Below are 14923 nucleotides of genomic sequence, written 5' to 3'. Positions count from 1 at the left end.
TCGGCGGTGCGGGTGAGGCGCAGACGTCAGAATCGCTGGCCGCGAGCGCGGAACTGCTCTGGAACGGTCACGGCACCGGTCACCATGCCTGAGATGAAGTCGCCGAGCAGCGGGGTGAACTTCGCTCCCTGGCCCGAGCAGGGCGACACGACGGTGATGCCGTCGGCCTTGTCGATGAGGATGTCCTCGCCGGGCACATTCGTGAACAGGCAGGTGGTCTCGGCGTAGGGCTCGGGCACGAGGCCCGGTGCGAAGCGCTTGACGAAGTCGATGACGCGTTCGCGATTCACCGGATCGATCTGGCCGTCTTGGTCACGGGCCGAGGGCAGCATCTTGCCGCCGTTGTACTCGGCGACCTTCTGCCCGCGAAAGCCCGCGTCACGACCGCCCGGCAGCCCGTAGGTCTTGATCTCTGCACCCTTGTAGATGAAGGTCGGCCATGTGGTCGCCTCGCCGGCAGGAGTCTCTCCGGCGGCTGCGACGTCGCGGTAGGGAAAGTGATAGGCGTTCTCCTGCCGCACCTGCAGGTCGGGAATGCGAGCGAGAAACGCCGAGGGCAGCCCGAGGTCGCCGAGCAGTGCGGGCAGCCAGCCGCCGGCAGTTACGACGACCTGCTCGGCGTCGGCCACCTCACCGGTGCTCGAGGTGATGCGGTAGCCGGTCGCGGTCTTGGCGACGCTCGCGACCTCCCAGTTGCGCACGACTCTGGCGCCGAGCTCTTCGGCGAGACGGATCAGCGTGTTGACGGTGCTCTCAGCGTCGATGACGCCAGCACCGGGGTGCCAGAGCACCTCGGTGTCGAAGGCGAACTGCGGCCAGCGCGCGCTCGCCTCATCGGTGCTCAGCAGCTCGTGCTCGACGCCTTCGGCCTCGAGCACCGCGGCCAGCTGACGTGGGTTGCGCACCGCACCCGAGTCGAGCGACCCGCTCGGCGTGATGAGCCGTCGCCCGCCCGCGGCCTCGAGCTCGTTCCACCCGCGACGTGCCTCGACCACGAGGTGCGTGTAGAACCGGTCGACGTACGGGTAGCGGAAGATGCGGGCTGAACCGTGCGAGCTGCCCTGCACGTTGGCCGGGGCGGTGCGCTCGAGCACAAGCACCTGCTCACCCTGCTGCGCCAGCCGCCAGGCTGCAGCGGCTCCGGCCAGACCGGCTCCGACGATGACCACCTTGGCTGACTCGCTGTTCATGCTGTCTCCTGTCTGGGCGCCTCACAGCGCGACGGCTGATCCCAGTAGACCCGAGAGACTCATTCGTGTCCAATACCTATTCAGAGGTCATTATGATTGACTCGGTATCAATATCTCCGAAAGGCGGCACCTTCGTGGAGCTGAGACAGCTGCGCTACTTCGCCACGGTGGCCGAAGAGCTGCACTTCGGGCGGGCGGCGGCACGTCTGCACATCTCTCAGCCGCCGCTGAGCGTGCAGATCAAGCGCCTCGAAGACGAGCTCGGCGTCACGCTGCTGCACCGCTCGACACGACACGTGGAGCTGACCGCCGCCGGAGCCGAACTGGCCGCCCGCCTGCGCACCGCTCTGCCCGAACTCGACGCCAGCTTCGTCGATCTGCAAGAGATGCAGGCCGGCCAGCGCGGCCGCCTCACCGTCGGCTTCGTCAGCTCGGCGAACTACACGATGCTGCCCGCCGCCGTGCGCCTCTTTCGCGAACGCCGCCCCCACGTGCGCCTCGACCTGCAGCCGCTGACCAGCGCCGAGCAGCTGGATGCCCTGCTGAGCGGCTCGATCGACCTCGGCATCGTGCGTGACGCCGCCCCCACCGACACGTTCGACTTTCGCGATCTGCTCGCCGAGCGGCTCGTCGCCTGTGTCCCCTCCGGCCACCCGATCGCCGCGCAGAGCTCGGTGCGGCCCGCCGAGCTGGCCCGGCTGCCGATGATCACTTTTCCGCGCAGCCTCATGCCCGGGTACGTCGACCAGATCAGGTCCCTGCTCGGCGAGTCGGCCCATCATCTGCACATCACGCAGCAGGTGATTCATCAAGAGACGGCGCTGAGCTTCGTCGCCGCCGGTGTCGGCTTCACCGTGCTGCCAGAATCGGTGACGCGATTGCAGCCAGGCTCGATCACCGCTGTCGCCATCGCTGGATCGCCTCAGACGCGCCTGAGCACCGTCACCGTACCCGGGCGCGACGCCCCGGCCGCCGCAGCTTTTCTCGCCTGTCTCGACGAGACGCTGCAGCCTGAGACCGAGCGCCCGCAGGAGCCTCCAGAAGCACAGGTCTGAGCCGATGAAGCTCTCGAAGCGCCCCTCTTCTCACTGCTGATCGGTCTCAGCCACCGTCTGCAGCGCCAGCCAGACCTCTTGGCGCACCCGCGGGTCGCGCAGATCGACCTGCAGCACCCGTGCGCAGCGCTCGATGCGTGAGCGCAGCGTGTGGCGATGCACCTGAAGCCGCGCTGCCGCGGCCTCCCACTGCCCACCAGCATCGAGCCAGGCCCGCAGCGTGACGACCAGGTCGTCTGCACGGCCGCCATCGCGGTCGAGCAGCGGTTCGAGCAGGCGCCGGGCGAGGCCGTCAAGCCCGGGCACCCGCTGAATGGCGTCGACCATGCTGTCGGCGACCACCGGCTGATAGCGCACCTGCGCGTCGTCACCGGCGACCGCCTGGCGCAGGGCCGCCATCGCCTGTTCGAACCCCTGCTGCACGGATTCGTAGAGGACGGCCTGTGAGACGCCCATGCGCAGCTCGTCTGGGGCTGGTGCGGCCTGGGCGAAATCGTGGTGCGCGATGATCATGACGGCGGTGCCTTCGTTCACCGCCGTCAGCGATCGCACCCCACGATGGGCGCGCTCGAGCGAGCTCACCACCTGGTCGCTCGAGAGGGAGTCTGCGCAGGCCGCCACCACGATGATCGGAGCGTCAGGCAGCGGCGCGAACGGCGCCGCCGTGCGGTGAGCCGCCCCGACGGCACCGCTGAGCAGCAGCCGCAGCACCGCCGTGCTCAGCCCCGCCTCGGCTCGACGCACCTCCTGCGTGCGCACGAGAGACAGCGAGAGCAGCGCCGTAGCCCGAGCCAGCAGCTGGCGCTGCGCATCGGCGCTCAGCGGCTTTCGCCCGATGCCCATCGCGACGGCTCCGAGCAGCCCGTGCGATGGCCCCAGAGTCTGGAGTCGGGCGTGCACGTCATCGGCGTCGATGCTCATGGCTCCGCGGAGTCCCGCGTCGAGCACCCGCACGGCTGAGGCGCGCAGCACCTGCATCTGCGCGGGCCGCAGGGCATCGGTCTGAGTCGACCCGTACACCGGCCGAGCCAAGTCGTCGAAGCACACCACCCAGGCCCCGATCTCGTGCGCCAGCTGTGCGACGACTGCGGCCGGGCCCTCATCGGTCAGAGCGGCGTCGGTGATGCGCTGCTGGGCGTCAGCCAGCCACGCCGCTGTGACCTCCTGCTCACGCCGAATGATGCCGCCGAGTTCACGCACGAACTCGATGAAGACGAGACGATCGCTCCACAGCAACGGCATGCGCAACTGCTCACAGGCGCCGATGAGCGGCGCCCAGCGACTCTCGACGGCCTTCCTGCCTGCCGTGACGGCTGCCGCGGTCGCATCTCCGGCATCCTCCGGGTGCACCGGGCCGAGCAGGATTCCCGCCGCCCCCGCGTCGCGCAGCCCTCTGACATATCTTTCGGCTGCATCGGCGTCGAGGGCGGCCAGGGGCTCGTGCGCGCTGTCGCCATCGTTCGAGGACGCGTCGGAGTGCCCGTCTGCGACCTTCGGCGTCGCTGCTGCCCGGGGCACCCCGGTCGGCGCCGTGACGATCGGACCGGTCGTGAGCACGAGTTCTCCTCCGCGCAGATATGGCGACGGATCGGCCAGGTTCGTATAGGCCGGCCAGCTGATCGACGCCTCGAGGGCTTCATGCCAGCTGCCGTCGTCGACGCCGGCGAGCAGCTGCAGGCTGTCACCGAAGTGGGCGATCACATCGTTCAGAGAGATGCTCATGGCGCTACACAGTACAGTCCGCGCGTGTTTCGGCGGTGTAACTCTCCAGTAACACCTGCCTCGACCGGCCGGCCGACGGCCCGTGCAAAACCGCGCCAATCCGCCGTGACGCTCTCGTGCAGCATCGGTGCGATGGACATTCTGGTGTTACAGATCGGTGAACTGCGCCATTGTGTCCTGCATCGGGGCCGGAACAGGTCATAGGTTCAACAGCACACCACGCAGCACTGAAGACGAGAAAGTCGAGGCACTCAGTCATGCATCTCACGAAAGCCCACCTGGCGCTGATCCTGCCGATCGCCGCGCTGATCCTCACCCCACTCCTCCCATTCGTCAACACGACGACGAGTGTGCTCGGCCTGCCCCCGATACTCTTCTGGGTCGGCGGATGGGCGATCGCCACCACATTCATCCTCTCGATGCTCTATCGCAGAGAGCCCGAGCTCGACGACACCCTCGTCGATGCAGACGAGCAGGAGGCCCGCGCATGATCATCGCAACCGTCATCGGCCTCGCACTCATCGCGACGCTGGGCTTTCTCGGTCGGCGCCAGACGCTGAACACCAACACCGGCTGGTCGATCGGCGACCGCGGGATGAGCTCGCTGACCACCTTCTTTCTGCAGGCCGGCGCCATCTTCACCAGCTTCACCTTCTTGGGCATGTCCGGGCTCACCGTGCTCGGCGGCGTCTCGGCCGCATACATGCCCGCCTACCTCGTGATCGGCTACATCGGCATGTTCCTGCTGGGGCCGATCGTCTGGAAGCTCGGCAAGGTGTTCAACTATCACACCAACGCCGACCTGGTGGGTCACCAGTTCTCCAGTCCGTTTCTCGGTCGCCTGGTGGCGGTCATCGCCGTGCTGTTCTTCATGCCGATCGTGCAGGTGCAGATCGTCGGCCTGGGCACCATGGTCTCTTTCGGCACCGGTTACAAGCAGGCGGGCACGTTCAGCATGATCGTCGCCACCGTGCTCATCCTGCTGTTCGTCTCATGGGCCGGTCTGCGCGGCGTCGCCCTCACCGCCTACTTCAAAGACGTCGCCATGGTGGTCGCCCTGGTCATCATCCTCATCGGCGCCCTGGTCACCTACCACGCCGGCGACGTGATGGCCGATGTGATGACCAACGCCCAGAAGCTGCTCTTCGTCGCACCGGGCACGCAGACCTACGGCCTCGTGTGGTTCGTCTCGAGCGTCATCATCAGCGGCATCGGCCTCGGCGCGATGACCCTGCCCGAGAGCTGGCCCGCGGTGCTCGCGGCGAACAAGTCGCGAGCGGTGTCGAAGAATCACGTCATGCTGCCCCTGTACACTCTCGCCACCTTCATACCGATCGTGCTCGGCTTCTTCGCCGTCAGCCACCTGCAGATCAACAAGGGCGAAGAGAACTCCGCGATTCTGAGCCTCGCCTCGTCGGCGCTGCCCGAATGGCTGATGGGCCTGATCATCATCTCGGGTCTCGCCTGTGCCATCGTGCCGGCCGCTCACTGCGTGCTCGCGATCGCGACTCTGGTGTCATCGAATCTGACCCCCTCGGGCATCACCGACAAGCGCAAGCTGCTGGTCGGCCGAGTCTCATCGGGCGTGATCCTGCTGCTCTCGCTCGGTCTCGCTCTGTCCCGCCCCGATCTGATGGCCAACCTCTATCTGCTGACCTATGCCGGTCTCGCCCAGCTCGCGCCGTCGAACGTGCTCGCCGTCACGCGCCAGACGTTCGTCAACGCCAAGGGGCTCATCACCGGCCTGATCGTCTCAGAGCTGGTCGTCATCGTATGCACCTTCGGCAAGATCAGCGTGTTCGGTCTGAACATCGGCGTCGTCGCGCTGGTGGTCAACATCATCGTGCTGCTCATCGTCTCGGCTGCCACCGGCCCCGCCGACCGCCCCGACTGGCCGCGAACGCGAACCCAGCACCGCCCTGAGACCGCCCCAGTGGCGATCGCCGATCTGGGAGCCTGATCGACATGGCCGACACGACGCAGCTCGACGGCTCTGCAGATCCCAACGACCTGGCCTGGGCCGGGGCCGGTGAGCTGGTGCAGGCGTACAGCGCTCGTCGGCTCCGACCATCGACGGTGGTCGAAGCCCTGCTGAGCCGAATCGACCGGCTCGAGCCGAGGCTCAACGCCGTCACTGAGACGCTGGCAGACTCGGCCCGGGCACGGGCGGCTGAGGCCGACCTGCAGTACGCGCAGGCGGTGGATGCGGGAGTCGCCCCCGCCGAGCTGCTCGCCGAGCGCCCGCTGCTGGGTGTGCCGGTCGTGCTCAAAGAGAAGCACGATCTCTCTGGGCACACCGTCACCCAAGGCGTCGTCGAGCTGGCCGAGGAGTCGACTGCGAACCACCCGATCGTCGAGCGACTGCTCGCGGCCGGCGCCGTTCCGATCGTTCGGTCGACGGTGCCGGAGTTCTGCGCCGCGACCGTCACCGAATCGCTGCAGTGGGGGGTGACGTGCAACCCGTGGAACACCGAGTGCAGCCCGGGCGGCTCGTCAGGCGGCTCGGGTGCGGCGCTGGCCGCAGGCTACGCCCCGCTGGCCACCGGCTCGGACATCGGCGGCTCGACACGCATTCCCGCCTGTTACTGCGGAGTCGTCGGCTACAAGGCTCCCTACGCGGTCGTGCCCGGTCAACTGCCCTCGAGCATGGACTGGTATCGCGGCGACAGCGCCATGGGCCGCACTGTCGACGACGTGCGCGTCATGCACAACGTCATCGCCGGCCAGCACGTCGACGACCAGCTCTCCATACCGTCTGCCCCGATCAACGCACAGCCGCGATCGCTCGACCTGCTGCGCGAGCGGCTTGCCGGCAGCCGCGTGGTGCTCAGCACGGCGCTGGGAGACTACCCGGTCGAGCCAGACACCGTGCGCGCCCTGCAGGCGAGCGCCCAGGCGCTCACCGAGCTCGGCGTCGAGATCGTCGAGCGGGAGCCCGACTGGCATGCCGATGAACTCATGCAGACCGCCTTCGCCCACTACGGTCACATCCTCGCTCCGTCGATGGCCGACGCGATCGAACGAGCCCAGGCAGCCGTGTCGCCCTACATCACGCAGTTCGTCGAGCATGCGCTCGCAACCGCCTCACGCATCCCCCTGCACGAGACGTTTCGCCGCGAGACGATCATTCGCGACCAGCTCAGCACCGTCATGCACGGCGCCATCGCGCTGCTGGCGCCGGTCACCGCACGCACCGCGCTGCCGGCCCGTGCCCCGGCTCTGTCGATCGACGGGCACGGGCGTCACTACTGGCAGCAGCAGATGGCCGTTCCCTTCAACATCAACAACCGCTGCCCCGTGCTGGCCGTGCCCAGCGGCATCGGCGGCGAGGGGGTGCCCACCGGTCTGCAGATCGTCGGGCGGCCGTATGCTCAAGACGATGTGTTCCTCGTCGGCTCTGCGCTCGAGGCTCTGCGCCCCTGGCACGAGCGACACCCGTCGCTCTGACCCGAGCTCCGGCCCCACGCACCGTTTTCCGGCTTCACGACGCGATCCCGTGATGCCCCACCCACGCTGTTCACCCGTGCACAGCTCACCAGTCATGAAAGGCCTGACAGATGAATCGCTTCGACGTCGTCGAGAAGAGCATCTCTGAATTGCTCACCGCGCTTGAGAACGGGGAGGTGACCAGCGTCGACATCGTGTGCGCCTATCTCAACCGCATCGCCTACTACGATCGCACGGGCATCTGCCTGCACGCCGTGCCGGTGATCAATCCCGATTGCCTGCGCGAAGCGGCAGCATCAGACCGACGTCGCCGGGCGGGTGACGCCGGGCCGCTCGAAGGCGTTCCCTTCACGATCAAAGACAGCTACAAGGCGCGCGGTCTCACGGTGGCCTCTGGCAGCCCGGCTCTGGCAGACCTCGTCGCGACTGAGGATGCCGCCTCGGTCGCGCAGCTGCGGGCGGCGGGTGCGGTGCTGCTCGGCAAGACCAACATGCCGCCGATGGCCGCGGGCGGTGTGCAGCCCGGCGTGTACGACTACGCGCGAAGCCCGTATCACCCCGAGTACCTGACCGCCGCATACGGTTCAGGGTCGTCGAACGGTTCGGGCACGGCGACCGGCGCGAGCATGTGCGCCTTCGGCATGGGCGAAGAGACGGTCTCATCGGGTCGTTCCCCCGCGTCGAACAACGCGCTGGTCGCCTACACGCCGTCGCGCGGGGTGCTCTCGCTGCGCGGCAACTGGCCGCTGCGCCCGACCTGCGACGTGGTCGTGCCGCACACCCGCTCAGTGCACGATCTCACCCTGCTGCTCGACGTGCTGGCGGTCAAAGACCCTGAGACGGTCGGCGACTTCTGGCGCGAACAGCACGTCGTCGAGCTGCCCGCTCCTGAAGACGTTCTGCACCACCCGGTCTCACGCGACCGCCCGACCGGCCTCGACGGTCAACGCATCGGCGTGCCGAAGATGTACATCGGCGAAGACTCGATCAACCCCGACGCTCCAGCCATTCGCGCTTCGGTGCGCGAGCTCTGGGACCGCGCGGCCGACGACCTGCGCGCACTCGGTGCCGAGGTCGTCGAAGTGGACTTTCCCGTCGTCTCGAACTATGAAGAAGACCGCCCCGGCGCCCAGGGGCTGCCGGCCCGCGGCCTCGTGCCCGACACCTGGCGCGCCATCGAGGGAGACACGCTCACCGCGATGGCTCTCGACTCGTTTCTGCGCGTGAACGGCGACCCGAATCTCAGCTCGTGGGCCGATGTCGACGGCGACTCGGTCTTTCCGCTCGAAGACGAGCCCGTGCCGCTGTGGGTGACGCGCACTCGCGGCGGGTTCGACTGGCAGCGCCTGGCAGAGTTCGTCAAGCAGGGGCTGCCGGCTGCCTATGACGACGTTCCAGGCATCACGCAGCTGCTGACCGGCCTCGAACAGGCGCGGCGAGACGACCTCGAGCAGTGGATGGCCGATGAGCACCTCGATCTGATCGTCTTTCCCGCTGCCGGCGACGTCGGTCGCGACGATCTGTTCCAGCGCCCCGAGAGCCTGGCAGCCGCCTCGCGCAATGGCGTCGCCTACTCGAACGGCAACCGCGTGCTGCGCCACCTCGGCATTCCGACGGTCACGGTGCCGATGGGGGTGATGTCCGACATCCGCATGCCCGTCGGCCTCACCTTCGCCGGCCCCGCCTACAGCGACGACCGTCTGCTCGACGCCGCGGCGGCCTACGAGCAGGCCACGCAGCGCCGTGAACCCGCCTTTCTGACCCCCACCGTGACCGGCAATCAGATCGAGACGATGGCCGCAGCCGACATCGCCGAGCCCCCCGTTCGCCTCGAGCACTCGGTGTTGATCGAGCACGACGACCGCTTCTGGATCGTCGAGGTCGTCGTCAGCGCCTTCGACGCTCATGGTGCGCCCGTGCCGGCCCGGGCGGCCGGCGCCGAAGTCTGGGCCGACGGCCATCGGCTGCGTGCGGTGCCGGGGCAGTCAGGCGTGTTCCGCGATCAGATCTCGCTGCGCCGCGATCGTCTCGACGAGACCATGCTGATTCTGGTCAAAGACGGTCACAGTGCGGCGTCGTTCGACATCGCCCCACTGCCCGCCGACTGCTGAAGCGGCTCGAGGGCCAGGGCGAGACGCACCAGTCGTGCGACTGCGGCGTCGTACTCCAGGTCGCGCCCCAGGGCTTCGGCCAGAGCACGCACGCGTCGCACGACCGTGTTGCGGTGCACGCCCAGTCGTTGCGCGGCCTGCTGCCAGCTGTGCGAGCTGTCGCACCAGACCACGAAGGTGCGGGCCAGATCGGCCTCTCGAGCGTCGGTGTCGGCCGCGTGCACCGCGGTGCTGATGTCGCGCAGCACGGCGGCGGCGGCCGGTTCTTCTGCGAGCGCCCGCAGCACGGCCATCTGGTCGGTGTCGATGCGCTCGATCATCGGCTCGCCCGGCACCGCAGAGCTGACCGGCGCAGCCGTCTTCCACCGCCACAGCACCACCGAAAGTGCACCTGACAGCGAGTCGGCCCGCTCTTCGCCGAGCGATTCTGCCGAGACTCCGGCAGCTGCCGCAGACAGCCGAGGCAGGTCGATCGCGACCGCTCGTCGGTTCGCCGCCTCTCGACGCGAAGCGCCCGAATGCCCGGCACCGGCCCCCTCTGAGACCGCCGAGCCGTGCAGCAGACGCCGCACCATCGCATCCTGATCGTCACCGGGCACGACAGCGGCCAGCGTGACCCAGACGCCGCGCTCGGCCAGACGCGTGCTCACCGCTGGCTCGCCGTGCACGCTCGGCGCCTCTGCCGAGCACAGCAGCTGCCAGCGCGACTGATCGCTCGCCTCGCCGAGCAGCGAGCGCTGCAACAGGGCCCAGCCGGTGGCCGCATCGTCGTTCAGCAGAGCGCGCAGTCCGAACTCGGCAACCTCGTCGTGTTCGAGGGCACCGGCCGGGCGGGCAGTCAGGGCCAGCTGCAGCATGGCCACTGCACTGTTCACGATCATGCGGTCGTCGCGCTCGTCTCGCTGCGCACCTCGCGCCGACAGCCCTGTGCGTCTGCGCGCGGCGGGCCGCAGCAGGGTCAGCGCGCCGAGCGCGGCTGTCGGCCCGGCAGTGGTCAGCAGATGGATGGCCAGATCCTGCCCGTCGTGCACCTCGCGCCCGGCTTGCCGACGCCGCTGCCCAGCGCGCAGCCGCTCACGCACGACCGCGCCGACCCATTCCGCTGGATCTTCAACGGGGGCGGCGCCGAGCACCCGCGCATCAGCGCCCCAAAGCCACACCGTGCAGTCGAGCAGCAGCGACAGCTCTCGCACCAGCGCCTGCGCGGGCACGCGCTCGAGTGCTGCGAGGGTGAGCGCGTGCTGAGCGTGCAGCACTCGGCGCATGCCTTCACGTTCGGGGTCGCTGCGCCCGCTGCTGATCGCCTCGCTGATGCCGATGAAGGGCGTCGAGAACGGCGCCTCGAGCAGCGGCATGCCGAACTCGACGCACGAGCGCCGCAGCATCGCCTCCCACCGGCCGTTCGGCTGTTCGAGGGTGTAGACCAGCCCGGCGGCTCCGCCTTGCGCGATGCGCGCGACGTAGTCGTGCGTGATCTGCGCCACGTCGCCAGAAGCCGCCCAGAGCTGCTGCCCGGTGGTGAGAATCAGCTCCCGGCCACGCAGAAACGGGGTGGGGTCGAGCAGGTCTGTGCTGTACCCCCAGCGCAGCGGACGATCGAGTGACGCCGAGCTGTCGGCGCTGACCGCGCTCACCAGCTGCAGCGACAGATCGTCGCGCTGCAACAGGCCGCGCAGAGTGATCGCGTTCATGATGTCGTGTCGTGCCCTTTCGTCGGAGGCAATGGTTCGGCCCGTCTGTAACGTCGCCTTCACATTCCGGTCGCAGCGAGCACACCGGCCGTCTGACCGGGCAGGACGTCGCCTCAGCAGCAAACCCGCGTTACTCATGCAGCATATCGCTGCGTTCCATGTCTGTACATGCACTGATTCGTGAGCTTTCGGTGTGGAGTCGTTCCGTACCGTTGAGACCAATCGGCAGGCATCTGCTTCTTGCCTCTGCCACGGACACCGCGATCTCATTCGCACAGAAAGGTCTCGACATGACTGAACTCGACGCAGCGACCGTCGTCGACGAGGATGCACGCTATGTGCTGCACTCCTGGTCGGCCCAGAAGAAGATTCACCCGATTCCGGTCAAGACCGGCCACGGCGTCTACTTCAGCGACTACGAGGGCAACGAATACCTCGACTTCGCCTCACAGCTGGTGAACCTGAACCTCGGCCATCAGCACCCCGATCTGGTGCAGGCGATCATCGACCAGGCGCAGACGCTGGCCACCATCGCCCCCGGCTTCGCCAACGACAAGCGCAGCGAACTCGCTCGCCTCATCGTCGAGAACGGCCCGATCAACGACGGCAAGGTGTTCTTCACCAACGCCGGCGCAGACGCCAATGAGAACGCCGTGCGCCTGGCGCGCGAATTCACCGGCCGCAGCAAGGTGCTCGCCAGCTACCGCAGCTACCACGGCGCGACCGGCACCGCCATCGCGCTCACCGGCGAGGGCCGCCGCACCATGCAGCCTGTCGTGCCCGACCCCTCGGTCGTGCACTTCTGGGGCCCGTTCGCCTACCGCTCCGCGTTCTACGCCGAGACGCCCGAGCAGGAGACCGAGCGTTCGCTCGCCCACCTCGAGCAGACCATTCTCTCCGAGGGCCCCGACACCGTCGCGGCGATCATCCTCGAGACCGTCGTCGGCACCAACGGCGTGCTCGTGCCGCCGCCCGGCTACCTGCAGGGCGTGCGCGAGATCGCCACGAAGTACGGCATTCAGTACATCGCCGACGAGGTCATGGTCGGCTTCGGTCGCACCGGCCACCTCTTCGCCGTGCAGGGGTTCGAAGTGACCCCCGACCTGCTGACCTTCGCCAAGGGCGTCAACTCGGGATACTCCCCGCTCGGCGGCGTGATCATGAACGCTGCCATCGCGGCGACCTTCGACGAGCGCAAGTACTCGGGCGGGCTGACCTACTCAGGTCATCCGCTGGGCTCGGCGATCGGCGTCAAGACCTTCGAGGTGCTCAAGCGTGACCGCATTCTCGAGCATGTGCGCGAGCTCGAGAGCACCGTGCTGGTGCCGTGGCTCGAGCAGATGCAGGCCAAGCACCCGTCGATCGGCGAGTTCCGCGTCAAGGGTCTGTTCGCCGCGATCGAGCTGGTGAGCGACCGCGAGACCCGTGCAGCACTGCCCGCCGTCGAGGCCGGCGGCGAGGGCAACCCGCTCGTCGCCATCGAGAAGGCCGCCATCGCCAAGGGCCTGTGGCCGGTCGTGCACGGCAACCGCGTGCACATCGCGCCTCCTCTGATCATCACCGCCGACGAGCTCAAGAAGGGTCTCGACATCATCGACGAGACCCTGTCGATCGCTGACGAGGCCGCGCAGGCCTGAGCACGACTCGTGCGTGTGGCCGACGATTCGTCACACCACCCAAGTCGCGGCCCGCAGGCGCACCTCCCCCCTGACGTCTGCGGGCCGCACACCATTCACGCATTTCCGCATCCACCCGAACACAGAGAAAGAGAATCCCGAACATGCCACTCGTCAGAATCGACGTGAACAAGACCCGCGACGACGCCAGCGTGCGCGCCATCGCCGACAGCATCCACAGCGCCATCGTCGACGTGTACAAGATTCCGGTGCGCGATCGCTTTCAGATCATCACCAAGCACGAGCCGGGCGAGATCATCGCCGAGGATGCCGGGCTGGGCTTCGAGCGCACCGACGGCGTCGTGATGATTCACATCTTCACGCAGGGCGGCCGCACTCCTGAGGCGAAGCAGGCGCTGTACGCGAAGATCGCCGAGAACCTCGGCGAGGTCGGTGTGGCCGGCGAGGACATCTTCCTCGGTTACTTCGAGAACACGCCGAACGACTGGACCTTCGGATTCGGTCGCGCGCAGTACGTCACCGGCGAGCTGGGCGTGCCGAAGCGCTGACGCACCGCGGCACAGGCAGCAGAGATACCGCCAGCTCGCTGAAATCGCTGCCGGCATCACCACGATGTCTGGCCGCATTTCACGAGACTGGCGGTATCTCTGCTTGGCGACAGGCAGCATGCGGCGCACCGCCGTCACTCGTCACACCGCAGAAACACGACGGCAGTATGATCGTGCCGGTTCGCGAATCAGGATGTCTGCGTGCGGGCCGCGCACTCTCACACAGGAGTTTTCATGCCCGCCACATCGCGGCCCGACGCGACCGACGCGCTGTTCCACCGCATCGTCTTCGCGCTGTTCGCAGCCGGCTTCGCCACCTTTGCACAGCTCTACAGCGTGCAGTCGGTGCTGCCCGAGATCTCGGCCGACTTCGGCGTCGATCCTTCCCAGGCCGCGCTCACGATCTCAATGGCCACCACGGGCATTGCGATCGGGGTGCTGCCGTGGGCCTTTGCCGCCGATCGCTGGGGGCGCGTGCGGGTGATGAAGGTGTCTGCCGTCTCGGCGGCCGTGATCGGGCTGATCACACCGTTCCTGCACTCGCTGCCGCTGATTCTCGGATCTCGCCTGATCGAAGGCCTCGCCCTCGCCGCCATCCCGGCGATCGCCGTCACCTACATCGCCGACGAGCTGCCGGCTGGTCGCGTCACCGCCGCAGCAGGCGCGTTCGTGTCGGGCAACAGCATCGGCGGCCTGCTCGGCCGTCTCATCGCAGGCCTCGTGGCCGAGCACTTCGGCTGGCAGCTCGGGCTGATGACAGTCGCCGTGCTGTGCGTCATCGCCTGCACCGTCTTTGTCATCGCTGTTCCGGCCCCGCACGGATACCTGCCTTCGCGACTTCGCACGAAAGATGCCCCACGCTCCTCTGCCGTGCAGCGTCTGCCCGCTGCGACAGCGGCTGTTCCCTCGCTCTCAGCGTGGCGACGGTTCGCAATGGCCCTGACCACACCGGCGCTCTGGGGCGCCTATGCGCAGCCGTTTCTGCTCATGGGGTCGTTTCTCTCGCTGTTCAGCTTTCTCGGCTATCATCTGCAGGCCGCACCATACGGTCTGAGCACCGCCGTCACGAGCATGGTCTTCACCGTCTATCTCGTCGGCACGTTCACCGCCCGGTGGTCAGGCTCGGTTGCCGGACGCTTCGGGCATCGCCGTCTGCTCTATACCGGCATCGGCATGATGATCGGTGGTGCCGCGCTCACACTGACCGCGCCGTTGGCCGTCATCGTGCTGGGCGTCGCGCTCTTCACCGCGGGATACTTCGTGACCAGCCCGGTCACCTCAGCCATGACATCGCTGATCGCCGGGCCGTGTCGATCACAGGCGACAGCGGTCTACCAGCTCGTCTTCTACATCGGCAACAGCGTGTTCGGGTGGATGCTGGGGCGCGTCTTCGAGAAGTTCGACTGGGCCGGGGTGGCCCTGGGCATCGTCTCGCTGTGTCTGCTGGCGGCGCTGATCGCCGCGATGCTGCTGCCGGCGCGGCCGGCGCGACCTCGCGGTTGAGGCGCAGAACGAAACTTCC

Annotated in this window: 11 protein-coding genes; 8 read left to right on the top strand and 3 right to left on the bottom strand. The window is 67.7% G+C overall.

Translation table 11 applies throughout. The features are described 5' to 3' along the window. Window positions 1-26: 26 nt before the first annotated feature. Complete coding sequence (locus LRX77_RS04635) at window positions 27-1190, bottom strand: FAD-dependent oxidoreductase (protein ID WP_231831762.1); 1164 nt, start codon at window positions 1188-1190, stop codon at window positions 27-29. 134 nt (window positions 1191-1324) lie between these two features. On the opposite strand from LRX77_RS04635, the gene LRX77_RS04630 reads away from it, so the two are divergent. Next, window positions 1325-2245, top strand: coding sequence for a LysR family transcriptional regulator (locus LRX77_RS04630; RefSeq protein WP_231831761.1), 921 nt, complete (start codon window positions 1325-1327; stop codon window positions 2243-2245). A gap of 30 nt (window positions 2246-2275) precedes the next feature. Here LRX77_RS04630 and LRX77_RS04625 read toward each other — a convergent pair whose 3' ends face one another. Next, entirely contained in the window at window positions 2276-3967 is a 1692-nt protein-coding gene (locus LRX77_RS04625; RefSeq protein WP_231831760.1) for a helix-turn-helix domain-containing protein, read from the bottom strand. A 257-nt stretch (window positions 3968-4224) separates the two neighbouring features. Between LRX77_RS04625 and LRX77_RS04620 the strand changes: the two genes are divergently transcribed. The 4 genes from LRX77_RS04620 to LRX77_RS04605 all read left to right on the top strand — a co-directional run bounded on the left by LRX77_RS04620 (window position 4225) and on the right by LRX77_RS04605 (window position 9525). Next, entirely contained in the window at window positions 4225-4458 is a 234-nt protein-coding gene (locus LRX77_RS04620; RefSeq protein WP_231831759.1) for a hypothetical protein, read from the top strand. Then, window positions 4455-5927 carry a sodium:solute symporter family protein gene (locus tag LRX77_RS04615; RefSeq protein ID WP_231831758.1) on the top strand — a complete coding sequence of 491 codons (1473 nt, stop codon included), beginning with the start codon at window positions 4455-4457 and terminating at the stop codon, window positions 5925-5927. The genes LRX77_RS04620 and LRX77_RS04615 overlap by 4 nt, the downstream gene beginning before the upstream one ends. Before the next feature lie 5 nt (window positions 5928-5932). Further along, window positions 5933-7414, top strand: a complete 1482-nt coding sequence (locus tag LRX77_RS04610; RefSeq protein ID WP_231831757.1) for an amidase — start codon at window positions 5933-5935, stop codon at window positions 7412-7414. A gap of 110 nt (window positions 7415-7524) precedes the next feature. Then, window positions 7525-9525, top strand: coding sequence for an amidase (locus tag LRX77_RS04605; protein WP_269453694.1), 2001 nt, complete (start codon window positions 7525-7527; stop codon window positions 9523-9525). Here LRX77_RS04605 and LRX77_RS04600 read toward each other — a convergent pair. Beyond that, window positions 9477-11216, bottom strand: coding sequence for a PucR family transcriptional regulator (locus LRX77_RS04600; protein WP_231831756.1), 1740 nt, complete (start codon window positions 11214-11216; stop codon window positions 9477-9479). The two genes, LRX77_RS04605 and LRX77_RS04600, sit on opposite strands and share 49 nt — an antisense overlap. A 290-nt stretch (window positions 11217-11506) precedes the next feature. Here LRX77_RS04600 and LRX77_RS04595 point away from each other — a divergent pair, with 290 nt between their 5' ends. The 3 genes from LRX77_RS04595 to LRX77_RS04585 all read left to right on the top strand — a co-directional run bounded on the left by LRX77_RS04595 (window position 11507) and on the right by LRX77_RS04585 (window position 14904). Then, window positions 11507-12853, top strand: a complete 1347-nt coding sequence (locus LRX77_RS04595) for an aminotransferase class III-fold pyridoxal phosphate-dependent enzyme (RefSeq protein WP_231831755.1) — start codon at window positions 11507-11509, stop codon at window positions 12851-12853. Window positions 12854-12996: 143 nt separating this feature from the next. Further along, window positions 12997-13401, top strand: coding sequence for a tautomerase family protein (locus LRX77_RS04590; RefSeq protein WP_231831754.1), 405 nt, complete (start codon window positions 12997-12999; stop codon window positions 13399-13401). Between the two features lie 234 nt (window positions 13402-13635). Further along, entirely contained in the window at window positions 13636-14904 is a 1269-nt protein-coding gene (locus tag LRX77_RS04585) for an MFS transporter (RefSeq protein ID WP_231831753.1), read from the top strand. The last annotated feature ends 19 nt before the right edge of the window (window positions 14905-14923 follow it).

Origin of the sequence: Pseudoclavibacter sp. 13-3, from assembly GCF_021168475.1 — a bacterium.
In the GTDB taxonomy this organism is placed as follows: domain Bacteria; phylum Actinomycetota; class Actinomycetes; order Actinomycetales; family Microbacteriaceae; genus Pseudoclavibacter_A.
Note: the sequence above shows the minus strand (reverse complement) of the source record. Positions and strands in the feature narration are given on the sequence as shown.

Excerpts from the sequence above, each read along its gene's own strand:
- LRX77_RS04635 (WP_231831762.1), bottom strand. The coding sequence starts at position 1,190 with ATGAACAGCGAGTCAGCCAAGGTGGTCATCGTCGGAGCCGGTCTGGCC.
- LRX77_RS04625 (WP_231831760.1), bottom strand. The coding sequence starts at position 3,967 with ATGAGCATCTCTCTGAACGATGTGATCGCCCACTTCGGTGACAGCCTG.
- LRX77_RS04620 (WP_231831759.1), top strand. The coding sequence starts at position 4,225 with ATGCATCTCACGAAAGCCCACCTGGCGCTGATCCTGCCGATCGCCGCG.
- LRX77_RS04615 (WP_231831758.1), top strand. The coding sequence starts at position 4,455 with ATGATCATCGCAACCGTCATCGGCCTCGCACTCATCGCGACGCTGGGC.
- LRX77_RS04610 (WP_231831757.1), top strand. The coding sequence starts at position 5,933 with ATGGCCGACACGACGCAGCTCGACGGCTCTGCAGATCCCAACGACCTG.
- LRX77_RS04605 (WP_269453694.1), top strand. The coding sequence starts at position 7,525 with ATGAATCGCTTCGACGTCGTCGAGAAGAGCATCTCTGAATTGCTCACC.
- LRX77_RS04600 (WP_231831756.1), bottom strand. The coding sequence starts at position 11,216 with ATGAACGCGATCACTCTGCGCGGCCTGTTGCAGCGCGACGATCTGTCG.
- LRX77_RS04595 (WP_231831755.1), top strand. The coding sequence starts at position 11,507 with ATGACTGAACTCGACGCAGCGACCGTCGTCGACGAGGATGCACGCTAT.
- LRX77_RS04590 (WP_231831754.1), top strand. The coding sequence starts at position 12,997 with ATGCCACTCGTCAGAATCGACGTGAACAAGACCCGCGACGACGCCAGC.
- LRX77_RS04585 (WP_231831753.1), top strand. The coding sequence starts at position 13,636 with ATGCCCGCCACATCGCGGCCCGACGCGACCGACGCGCTGTTCCACCGC.